10 protein-coding genes are annotated in these 11,535 nt (G+C 52.9%); 5 read left to right on the top strand and 5 right to left on the bottom strand.

All coding sequences use genetic code 11. The features are described 5' to 3' along the window. Positions 1-8: 8 nt before the first annotated feature. Entirely contained in the window at positions 9-1,301 is a 1,293-nt protein-coding gene (locus tag IPM28_03410; protein ID MBK9172040.1) for a hypothetical protein, read from the bottom strand. A 160-nt stretch (positions 1,302-1,461) separates the two neighbouring features. Here IPM28_03410 and IPM28_03405 point away from each other — a divergent pair, with 160 nt between their 5' ends. From IPM28_03405 to IPM28_03395, 3 genes are read left to right on the top strand one after another with little or no spacing between them, the layout of a single operon-like run. After that, entirely contained in the window at positions 1,462-3,219 is a 1,758-nt protein-coding gene (locus IPM28_03405) for a UbiD family decarboxylase (GenBank protein ID MBK9172039.1), read from the top strand. A 25-nt stretch (positions 3,220-3,244) separates the two neighbouring features. Beyond that, positions 3,245-4,132, top strand: coding sequence for a metallophosphoesterase (locus IPM28_03400; protein ID MBK9172038.1), 888 nt, complete (start codon positions 3,245-3,247; stop codon positions 4,130-4,132). Beyond that, the gene (locus IPM28_03395) at positions 4,133-5,023 is read left to right on the top strand and encodes a metallophosphoesterase (protein MBK9172037.1); all 891 of its coding nucleotides are present in this window, start codon (positions 4,133-4,135) and stop codon (positions 5,021-5,023) included. Between the two features lie 7 nt (positions 5,024-5,030). Here the strand turns inward: IPM28_03395 and IPM28_03390 are convergent, their stop codons facing one another. Further along, on the bottom strand, positions 5,031-6,356 hold the full coding sequence (locus IPM28_03390) for an alkaline phosphatase family protein (protein MBK9172036.1): 1,326 nt from the start codon (positions 6,354-6,356) through the stop codon (positions 5,031-5,033). A gap of 28 nt (positions 6,357-6,384) precedes the next feature. Here IPM28_03390 and IPM28_03385 point away from each other — a divergent pair, with 28 nt between their 5' ends. Continuing rightward, a complete protein-coding gene (locus IPM28_03385) occupies positions 6,385-7,152 on the top strand; it encodes a hypothetical protein (GenBank protein ID MBK9172035.1) in 768 nt (255 codons plus the stop codon). Positions 7,153-7,223: 71 nt separating this feature from the next. On the opposite strand, the gene IPM28_03380 is transcribed toward IPM28_03385, so the two are convergent. Together IPM28_03380 and IPM28_03375 are read right to left on the bottom strand one after the other, a co-directional pair. Then, positions 7,224-8,483 (bottom strand): hypothetical protein, encoded by a 1,260-nt coding sequence (locus IPM28_03380; GenBank protein MBK9172034.1) that lies wholly within the window; start codon positions 8,481-8,483, stop codon positions 7,224-7,226. A 161-nt stretch (positions 8,484-8,644) separates the two neighbouring features. Then, positions 8,645-9,520, bottom strand: a complete 876-nt coding sequence (locus IPM28_03375) for a pirin family protein (GenBank protein ID MBK9172033.1) — start codon at positions 9,518-9,520, stop codon at positions 8,645-8,647. Between the two features lie 233 nt (positions 9,521-9,753). On the opposite strand from IPM28_03375, the gene IPM28_03370 reads away from it, so the two are divergent. Continuing rightward, positions 9,754-10,089 carry a DUF883 family protein gene (locus IPM28_03370; protein ID MBK9172032.1) on the top strand — a complete coding sequence of 112 codons (336 nt, stop codon included), beginning with the start codon at positions 9,754-9,756 and terminating at the stop codon, positions 10,087-10,089. Between the two features lie 81 nt (positions 10,090-10,170). Here the strand turns inward: IPM28_03370 and asnS are convergent, their stop codons facing one another. After that, positions 10,171-11,481 carry an asparagine--tRNA ligase gene (gene asnS / locus IPM28_03365; GenBank protein MBK9172031.1) on the bottom strand — a complete coding sequence of 437 codons (1,311 nt, stop codon included), beginning with the start codon at positions 11,479-11,481 and terminating at the stop codon, positions 10,171-10,173. Positions 11,482-11,535 lie beyond the last annotated feature (54 nt).

Here is an 11,535-nt window from a genome sequence, read left to right as displayed (position 1 = left end):
GGCGTTGGTCATTTTGCCAGCGCCTTTTTTAGATTGAGCCTAAGAACCACGGGAGGACGTAGTTTTTCAAGCGTAAGTTCGGCTTTTTCGTTCACTAATGGCCACTGGCTGTTGGCTACGTAGATCAGTTCGTCACCGATGAGAGTACCGAGAGTTGGTTCCATGAAGTCCGGATGATTGGCTTCCAGCGTTCGAGTCTCACTGATCTCGTTTCCGCGCAGTTGAAAACGAACGACGCGGTTAGGATTCACACCGTTCTGGATCGCGATCAGCTGCCCCCGATAGTAATAAAGGCCGTCGATACCCAATAATGTAACGTGATCGGCGGGCTTCATCTGCGTGATCGCCTTTGTCGCGACGTCGATACGGAATACACCCTTGGAATAATCGGCAACGAACAACTCCTCGTTCCGCTTCCCAAATGCCAGACCCTGGAGAGAGGAAAAACGGTCGGAACTAAGAAATAGTGAAATTTCGTTCTTTCGAAGATCTATTCTGTAGATGTTTGGTGAAACGCTGTCGGTCGCGTAGACATTGCCCTCGCCATCGACCAATAGATCACCGAGAAGGTGTGACTCACCGGTCGGCAAGAGAAAGGCCCGCAGCAGTTTTCTGGTACGAAGGTCATACTTAAAGATTCCGGCACGCCCCTTGTCAGATTCCTTAAATCCCGCCATTTGCGGTACAGCCGAACTTGCAGCCCAAAGGTAACCGCGTGCCGTATCGACCCTTAAACCAAGCACGCTCCACAGTCCGTCCTCTGGCCTTGAATATTCGGATTGCTTTCCGGTTCTATCGATCTCAATGATCTTTCGGCGATGCACGCTGCCTACAAAATACGATCCGGACCTCGGGTCGAAAGCAACGCTCTCAGCGATGAGTGTTTTGTCATCGACCTCGAAGATCTTCTCGCTGGCATTAATCGGGATCCGATTGCTTGCGATCTGTGACACGATCGCTTTGAAGCGTTCGTTTTCGAACAAGGGCTTCAGGTCCTCGTTCCGTTCAAAGGAGTAAGAAAGACCCATTTTGGCCAACCGTTCGAGTAGATCCAGAGCTTCGGTGTGCAGGCCATTAAGCGTTTTAGCAATGGCGAGATTGTAGATCAGCCGCGGATGATTTGGACGATCTGAATTGGCTTTCGCGATCTGAAGAAGGAATTCGCCGTTTTCTCTTGCCCGGTAGGCCTTGACGGCTGCCTGCTCTGCCTCGGCAGCGGAGCGCATCTGGTCAGCCGTCTGCGCGAATACAGTAAAGTGGCAGCTAACAAGCAATGAAACGAGGAGAGTTCTGATTAGCATAATTGTGACCGTGACCATATCGGGATCCGATAAGCTAGGCTGGGTTTGATGCGGAGTGCTGAATAATGGTTTCTCTCGCATGTAGAAGTTTTGATATTGGCTTTGGTTTGCCGTTTCGCGATTGCTTTGTTTCAATTGATTTTAGCGTTGTAACGGAAATATGCACAAGAATCTGCGGTCGTTCATCGAAGTCCTTCGGAAAGAGGATCAACTCACCGAGGTCTCAGCCGAGGTTGATCCGTATCTTGAGATCGCTGAGATACATCGACGTGTTATCGAAGAGCAGGGCAAGGCATTGCTTTTTTCCAATGTAAAGGGTTCCACATTCCCGGTTGTCACTAATCTATTCGGCACCGTAAAGCGTATTGAACTGGCATTTGGGAAACGTCCGCTAGAGTTTGTAAAACGAGCCGTCGAAATGGTCGATATTCTCGTCCCACCCAAGATCGGGAAGCTATGGGGCTACCGAGATATGGGTTTGACCGCATTGCGGCTGGGAACCAGAACGGTTCGAAGTCCGCCGGTGCTCGAATCGCGTCAGCCGCAGGTCGATCTTGAAAAGCTACCCCTTCTTCAACTATGGCATGAGGACGGCGGGCATTTCATCACGCTGCCGCTGGTTTACACAGAGAGCCCCTCATCCCACAAGCCGAATCTCGGCATGTATCGTATCCAGCGGTATGACAAGAATACGACCGGAATACACTGGCAGATCGGCAAGGGCGGCGGATTTCATTACTTCGAAGCCGAACAGCGACGCGAATCACTTCCGGTTACGATCTTTCTCGGTGGCCCGCCGGCTATGATCCTTGCAGCGATCGCGCCTTTGCCGGAGGACGTTCCCGAACTCATGCTCGCATCTTTACTCGCCGATTCGAAGATCGGCGTCGCTGACAACCCGATCGCCGGCCACCACCGTTTGCTCTCGGAAGCAGAGTTTGCGATCTGCGGCTATGTTCCGCCGGACGAACGCCGTCCCGAGGGGCCTTTTGGCGATCATTACGGTTATTATTCGCTTGCGCATGAGTATCCGGTCTTCCACGCGGACGCCGTCTTTCACCGAAGGGATGCCATTTATCCGGCGACCGTCGTCGGAAAGCCGCGTCAGGAAGATTTCTTTATCGGCGATTATTTGCAAGAACTGCTTTCGCCCCTTTTCCCACTGGTGATGCCGGCGGTGAAGGATCTTTGGAGTTACGGCGAGACTGGTTTTCATTCGCTCGCTGCGGCAGTCGTGAAAGAACGATACGGCCGTGAGGCGCTCTCTGCAGGATTCCGGATACTTGGAGAAGGACAGCTTGCTCTGACAAAATTCTTGCTGCTTACCGACAAAGAACAGGACCTGCGCGATTTTGGGTCGCTGTTCGAGTACATTCTCGCCCGGGTCGATTGGCAGCGTGATCTTTTCATCTTATCCCAAACGGCTTTCGATACGCTCGATTACGCAAGTGGAAAGATAAATCATGGCAGTAAAGCCATTTTGATGGGGACCGGTGATGCGAGAAGAGACCTCGTTCGCGAGTTCAGCGGCGAGCTTCCGCCCGGCGTCCGGAAGGCGTTGCCGGTTTGCGGCGGTTGTCTGGTCGTCGAGGGCGAAGCGTTCGAGAGTGAGAGGGAACTCGGGAAACGCCTTGCCGCCTCGGGCATGTTCGACGATTGGCAGGTCGTCGTGATCCACGACGACGCCGATGTCGCGAGATACACGGATAAGTTCCTTTGGGCGACGTGGACTCGGTTCGATCCGGCAACCGATATTTCGGCCGGAACCGCGGAAGTCCGGAACAATCATATCGCTTATGGGTCGCCGATAGTCATCGACGCTCGTATGAAGCCTTGGTATCCCGGTGTCGTCGAGGTTCGAGCCGATATCGCCAAGCTCGTCGATGAACGTTGGAACGAGTATTTTGGTCGGTCGTAAACAAGAGTCAGCAGGAGCTTATCGAATGAAGAAATGGCTTAAGCGAATCGGAATCGTTTTCAGCGTGATAATTTTGCTCTTGGCGGCATTTCTTTCTTATGCCTATTTTATCGAACCGCGGCAGTTCGTTGTTATACACGACACACTGACTATCCCGCATTGGAGTCCGAATCTCAACGGACTCAAGGTCGTTACGATCGCCGATCTTCATACCGGCTCGAATTGGGCGCCGCCTGAGCGCATCCGCTACGTCGTCGAACAGGCAAATGCGCAGAACCCCGACCTTATCGTTCTGCTCGGCGATTACGTCAGCGAACGCGTTTGGGACCGCGAGGCAAGACGGAAGCCAGAAGGAACGGACCGAACTGAACTATGGGTTCCGGTCGATGACATAGCTGCCAGCCTCAAGGGCTTCAAGGCGAAATACGGAGTATTTGCGATCATTGGCAACCACGATTGGTATCACAACGAGCCGAACATCCATCGCAAGTTCGAAGAGGTTGCCGGGATCACCGTCCTGCAGAACGAGATCCAGGAAATAGAGATCAACGGCGAAAAGGTGAGGCTTTGGGGCATCGAAGATCTTTACCGCAACCGGCGTGTACCGCTCGAACCATTTGAGGCACTTGCCGAAAAAACGAACATCATCGCCCTGACTCATAATCCCGATTCCTCGCTGCAAATGCCTGAGGGCTTCGCCATTATGTTTTCGGGGCATACGCACGGAGGACAACTCAATTGGCCGATCATAGGCCCGTTCGCTGTCTTTAATGACAAACGGTTCATGGATGGCCATGCCATCGTCGACGGCAAGCATGTGTATGTTTCCAGCGGTGTTGGGACCAGTGTCCTGCCGTTCCGATTCCGAGTTCCGCCAGAGATCAATGTCGTCACGTTGAACGCCGCCCAATAGATGGCATTCCCGATCAAAAATATCTACATTGTTCTGCTAACGACCGCTGTCGCGTTCGCTTTGTTGGGATATGCATATTTCATTGAACCGAGACGTCTTGTCATAAACAGCAGCGAGATCGTTGTTACGGGGCTCGAACCGGCATTTGACGGACTAAAGATCGTAGCAGTTTCCGACATTCACGGCGGCTCGAACGGAATCGATCACGAGAAGCTTCGCGAGATCGTCAGACAGATAAACCGACAGCAACCTGACGCGGTCGTCATGCTCGGCGATTATGTAGCGAACACGTCCGATCGGAAATCGATACTCATGCCCGTTAGCGAGATCGCGGACGGGCTCTCGGGGATCGAATCGAAGTTTGGCGTATTTGTCGTTTTGGGAAATCACGACGGGTGGCACAGTGATCAGACAATTGCCTCATCACTCGGTAACATTGGGTATATTGTCCTGCAAAACGAGATCGCCGTTATCGAAAGGGGAGGAAAAAAGCTAAACATCCTTGGGCTGAAAGACCATCTTAGGCTCGATTCGTGGTACACGTTCGATGCAATGGTCCGCGGGGTCAGCCAGCCGTATGCCAACGGCGATTTTATTGTTCTAGAACACAGTCCCGACGTTTTTCACGTTCTCAACTATCACAAGAGTCTCGGTGACCGCTTCCGGCTCATGATCGCCGGCCACAGTCACGGCGGGCAGGTCTGGCTACCGATAGTCGGCTCGCCGCTGGTGCCTTCGTCTTTCGGTCAGAAGTATGTTTCCGGCCATATAAAGGAAGACGGCAGGCACCTTTTTGTAACGACCGGCATAGGTACAAGCATCATGCCGTTCCGTTTTCTGGTGCCGCCCGAGATCGCTGTACTCACACTACGGGCGCCCAGAAAACCATAGACATTCGTTATCTAAGGACGTGGCGGATACGTTTCAAACTACCGTCGTTCTTTGCCGGTTTCACTTTCAGAATGTTGCACATCAACTCATACACATCTATTGCGGAGACCGGTGAGGTGACCACTCCGCGCTTAAAACGACCGCCGTGCCCGACAAAGATCGCGCGCATTGATTCCAGGCCGTTATCGTAGCCGTGCGCCCCGCGGATGTTATCGAACCGACCATCGCGTCTCGCCGATTCAGCACGGCTTTTCGTAGTTATGACAGACCCTTCATTTGGGACTACGACTATCGGAGCGATCCGCTTATTCTTTCCAAATTTGAAGCGCGGCGGAAATTCGCCGTTCCGGTATATCGTAGCGGTCGGCGGCAGTTTCGACCTTATGGCGTCGAAGATCGCATCGGCCCGCCCGGGTTTTGGGAAGATCTGCGTGAATTCGCCGACCCAGAAAACGCGTTCCGCGTCATTCGGATCGAACATTGTATCAAGAACGATGCTGTCACCGACACGGTACGGCGACATCCCGTGATCGGAAACAAGTATAACGCTGACCATTTTCTCGATGCCGCGGGCCCGCAGCCCTTCGAAAAGACGACGAATGCTTGAATCGACCTTCAGGACTGCCTGTCTTGTTCGCTGATCGTCGGGGCCATATGCATGACCCGCGTCGTCCACATCGGAAAAATAGGTCGTGATCATCCTCGGGCGTTGGCCTCGCGGAAGATCGAGCCAGCCAAGCACGGTATCGACCCTGACCTCATGCGGCGTTGTGTGCTCGTACTCTTTAAAAAAGTTCGGCAGCATACCCCCGATCGGTGCTTCAGAACCCGGCCAGAAAAACGATGCGGAAATCTGCCCTTGCCTTTGGGCTGTCCGCCAGATCGGTTCACCTCCCCACCACCTCGGGTCGGTAACCTGCTCCTTTTTGCTGATGCCAAACACCGCTCCGATACCCGGGTCGTACATATTATTCTCGATCATCCCGTGATTATCAGGATAAAGCCCGGTGACTAGAGTGTAGTGATTCGTGAAGGTCTTCGTCGGAAAGACAGGCGTCATCCATCGAGCCCGCACGCCGCGTCTAAGGAGTTCAGTGATAAAGGGAGGCTGATGTTTTTCGAAATAGTCAGCCCGAAATCCATCGATCGAAATAAGGATCACGGTTGACTCCAGATCGCTGATCCTTTGCTGCGCGTGTACTGCAGGTGAATGGACAAAGATAAGCAGAACGGCCGCTAGACCGCACAAACGCGAAACTGATCTCGTTATCATCTTACGCAAGCTGATGATGGCGCCTTTACCTGAAGTGGTATAAGATTTGTCCAAGTTCATTCAGAACAGCTTATTCAAGGAGAATCGTGTGACAAAATCGAACAATAGCCTCTCATTTGTTATAGCAACAGCTATCCTCACCTTCATTATCGTCGGCTGCGGCAGCACAAATCAATCTCCCCCAACCGCCAATACTGCCACTGTCAATAAAGCCGACGCGGGTCCTTCGCCAGCATCTGAACCACCAAGCAAAACAGCGCCCATCGCGGGCGATTATACTGTCACGGGTAAGAACGTTGATGGGGCGGGCGACTACACCGGGAGCCTGACGATCACGCCGCGCGACGATGTGTTTCAGTTTTCATGGTCGAGTGGCGGCCGGACTTATGACGGCGTAGGTGTTCAGACTGGTGATATCGTTGCTGTTTCGTTCACTGAAGGTGAAAACGGAAAGGGGTGCGGCGTGGTGCTCTATAAGATCGGAACGGACGGCAGTCTTGACGGAAAGGCGGGCTATTGGGGCGTTAACAAGGCGGAGTTTGAAAAGGCCAAGCGGATCAGCGGAAGTGATCTTGAAGGGAAGTACGAAGCAAGCGGAAAAAGCCCCGACGGAAAGGCTTACAGCCTCGGCCTCAACATCGAAAAGGACGGCGACGGTTATTCATTTCGGTGGGGAGCAGCCCCCTCGGAACTAAAGGGATTCGGAATTCGCATGGGTGATATGTCGGCAGTCGGTTTTGGCGGGCAGCAGTGTGGATTCGTTATGTACGAGGTAACGCAAACCGGGACACTCGAAGGAAAATGGGGCGGCCAGGGCTCAACGCGGTTCGGGACCGAGATAGCCAAAAAGAAGTAGTTCCAGATCGAGCGAAAAAGGAAAGCCGGGAATGATAGCCCGGCTTTTTCTTGTCTGACCTTGAAAGTTAATCACTGAGCATCACGAAGTGCGGGAAACCCATTGTCAAAAAATGTTCGTGCAAACGAAAGCGCAGGTGCAATGCCGTTCAAGTGGTTGAGTTCCGCGTCTTTCATTATCAGGCGTCGAAGCGTCGAATTCGTTACGCCGCGTCGGCGCATCGCGTTGAAAGCCACTGTCGTATTTTCGGGACTAACGACCACATCGCCTTCGAGCGCGATAAGCAGCATTGGAACGCGCGGCGACCAATCGTAGACGTCGTTCTCCTGCAGCATTCTCACAAATGCATTTCGACGGTCATTATTTCGCAAGGCCGTCATGAATTTGGGCTGCATCACGTTAGCAAGCCGATTTTGAGACCTCATCAAAGTTGTGGTTATACCGATATTCTTGATCACACCGTCATCTGTCGGTTTGAGGTTATAGTTGACCGCCAGCGCGTTGGCAAGTGTCGGCTTGTAGAAATCGCGCCACTTAAGCCCCTTATCCTTAACAAGATAATTCACTGCGTATGACATCAGATAAATGCGGAGGATAAACCCAACTTGTTCCCCGGTCTCTTGGAGCATGAACTTTCGTGTTGTCCCGGAAAGATCATACGGACCGCTCGCTGGTGCCGATGCAGTCACGGCGAATTCCGGACCGGTGTAGGCCTGTAACGCCCGTGTCAACGCCATCGCGACACCGCCACCCTCGGAATATCCGGTGACGAAGAGGCCTTTCCCGATCTCGAAACCCTTTTGACGCGCGGCCTCGCGTGCGGCTGGAATGATATCGATACCCGAACGAGCGTTCACAATGCTCAACGGGTACGGATGGGCCGCCATATGATCGCCCAAACCAATATAGTCAGGCATAACAACGGCATAGCCGCCGGTCGCAAAACCGGTGATCGCTTCGACCGTTTCGGGGGCCTCTCCCTTACCCTTGAAACGGGAAGGCGACCGATCGCGATCGACTGTCGTGCCGTGGCAGTAGACCACTAATCCTTTTGGAGCACCGCCGACCGGCCAGGCGATCAGGCCCGTAAGCTCGGTTTCGCGATCGCGGGCGTCAAGCGACTTGTATGTGAGTCTGTAAAGTTCGACGTCGGCGTTCGCGGCGGGCACAGCGTATTTGCCATACACTTTTGCCATGCGTTCATTAAGTTCAGCCGCCGACATTCTGCCATTTTGCTCGAAGGATACGAGCTGCTGTCCGGCAGCCGTAAAGACGAACAAAACAATTACAGAAACGCTTTTTAACAAGTTCGTGAGTATCGGTTTGAGCATAAGTTGTGTTGATTATCCTATGTCCGCAGATCGCCCGGCGATTTGGACATAGTCGTTCCCTCCCTCATTCAATGAAAGATATGGTAAGTGCTTACTCCAAAAGACTAACACAGCTGTCGCTGGGAGGCGCAAGTACGAAATTAACCGATTCTGAAAAGGTCTCATAGCAATGTTCGGTCGGATTCATCACGTATAGACGACGACCTGTACCTTGAGACCGAAGGGAAGTTTCCGGATTCCCAATCTCGTTCGGCTTGCTTTGCCTCTTCGATCGAATCGGCAATAAAGTTCCAGTAGATGACCGTCGGCTCGTGAAGCGGTTCTCCTCCAAACAGAACGAACCGTGCGTCGCTCACCGCCGAAAAGCCGAACGCTTCGCCGGCGGAAAGACTGGCAAGATCATATTTGCTGATCGGTTCACCACCGATCTCGATGGTCCCCTCGCAGACATAGACTGCGAGTTCGTGAGAACCCTCGACCCAAAATTCCGCGTTGCCATTTGCGTGTGCCCGGATATCGAGATAGACGAGCGATTGGTGCGTTGGGATCGGAGAGCGCCTTCCAAAGAGTTCACCGGCAATGACATTGATAAGTACCCCTTCGTGATCGAGTGCGGGCAGAAGGCCGGTACCGAAGTGTTCGAATCCTGGCTCGATCTTTCGTTTGTCGTGCGGCAGCCCGACCCACGTTTGCAGACCGTGAAGTCGAGGTTGACGCGTGACGACTTGCTCGGAATGCGTAATTCCACGGCCAGCTGTCATCCAGTTGACCTCCCCCGGAAAGATCATTTGTTCGTGGTCGAGCGAATCGTTATGAAGTATTGAACCGTCGAACAAATAAGTTACGGTTTGAAGCCCGATGTGCGGATGGGGCGGCACGTCGAACATTTCCGGCGATATGTCGGGCTGATCGAAATGGTCGAGAAAAACGAATCCTCCGACCCTGCGCAACTGCCGATGCGGCAATGCTCGATAGACGATGAATCCGCCCGGTAGCAGCGATTGCCGCGCGGGGATGATATCTTTCACGTGTCTCATATACCTTTGAAAGTATTTTACCTGATGAATCTGCGCTGGGGAATTATTCGCATTTGCGCGAACAAATGCTTCGAATCGTTCAGGTCACGATCGGGGAATGCCGGAAATCTCGATGATTTCCGTAAATGGCTTTGGCTCGTAATTTGCGATCAGTCTTATCGGATTCAATTATAGCCCCTTATCTCGACACGGTATTCCGGGATGCACAGGGGCGAATGTCAGGAGGTGGAGAAATGATCGAACAAATCGAAAAGATCAATGGCAAAGCGATGTTTGATGACGCGGTCGAGGCAGTCGAAAGCGCAGCAGCTCGGACTAGACATGGTGTCGAGGAATTCAGAGATAAGGCTGAACATTTCGTCGAAGATGCGGTCGACAATGCAAAGCGATTGGCAAAGAAGGGCCGCTATGCCGCCGAGGATATGATCGACGACACGGAACATCTGATCAAAAAGGAACCGTTTCGTGCGGTCGGCGTCACTTTTGGGGTCGGGATCGGAGTTGGGCTGCTAGCCGGCCTTCTGATCGGCCAGATGCGGCTCAATTGTCGCGATCAGGCCGAACATTGACCGACATTTGGGAACGCATCGATTGAAGGTTGACCAGTTCCGGCCAATGCCTGAACTCGTATCAAACTACTGAGATCTTGTTCACGGCCTCAAGCGATATAGCATTCTTGGGAAAGGGATCGTCTCCCGCACGTGTTCGATACCGCACATCCAGGCGACGGTGCGCTCGATGCCCATGCCGAATCCCGCGTGCGGAACTGAGCCAAAACGACGCAGATCGAGGTACCATTCGAATGTCTCCTGCGGCAGGTCATGTGCCTTTAGCTGTTCGATCAGGTAATCAAGGTTGGCAGCTCGTTCGCCACCGCCGATGATCTCGCCATAGCCCTCTGGCGCCAAAAGATCGATGCCGAGAGCACACTCGGGGCGTTCCTTATCCACTTCAAAATAGAAGCCCTTGATCGCGGTCGGGAAGTGATGCACAAAAACCGGAAGCCCAAACTGCTTCGAGAGGTATGTTTCGTCCGGTGCGCCAAAATCTCCGCCCCATTCGAAGTCGTTTTCCAGTTCGCCTTTTGCGTGGCCTTCCTGGAGCAATTTCACTGCATCATCATAATGCAGCCGTGGAAAGGGGCCTTTGATCGCTTCGAGGACATCCGCGTCGCGTTCAAGTGCCGCTAACTCCTGTTTTCGGTCGTTGAGTACGCGGTCAACGATCGCCAAAATGAGGCCTTCCCCAAGGTCCATCATGTCTTCGTAGCCGGCGTATGAAACCTCGGGTTCGACCATCCAGAATTCGGTCAGGTGGCGTCGAGTTTTGGATTTCTCCGCTCGAAAGGTCGGGCCGAAAGCATATGATTTCCCAAATGCAGCTGCGGTCGCTTCATTGTAAAGCTGGCCCGACTGGGTCAAATAGGCCTTATCGTCGCCGAAATAATCAACCTCAAAAAGCGTCGTCGTGCCTTCACATGCCGCAGGTGTAAATATCGGTGTGTCGGCTAATGTGAAGCCGTTATCATCGAAATAGTCCCGAACCGCCTTGATAACCGTATGCCGGATCTTAAGGATCGCGTGCTGGCGTTTTGAACGGATCCACAGATGCCTGTGATCCATCAAAAACTCGGTGCCGTGTTCTTTCGGCGTTATAGGATAATCGTGAACGTTCTGAAGAACGTCGATGCCGGTAACGTCGATCTCGACGCCGATGGCCGAACGCGCATCTTCCTTGACGCTGCCTTTGACGATGATCGACGATTCTTGTCCTAGGCCCTTGGCTACCTCAAAAAGTGCCTCGTCGTTGCCCTTAAATACGACGCATTGAACTATCCCGGTACCGTCACGAAGCTGCAAGAAGACGAGTTTGCCGCTCGATCGCGAATTATAAAGCCAGCCCTTGAGTGTGACGTCCTGGCCAACGTGGTCCCTTAAATGCTCGATGTATGTTTGATTCATAATTAGGCGAAAATACAATTCTAGATGAAATGCAAGAAACAACCTAAGCGATGG

It is taken from the genome of Chloracidobacterium sp., assembly GCA_016716305.1.
GTDB lineage: Bacteria > Acidobacteriota > Blastocatellia > Pyrinomonadales > Pyrinomonadaceae > OLB17.
Note: the sequence above shows the minus strand (reverse complement) of the source record. Positions and strands in the feature narration are given on the sequence as shown.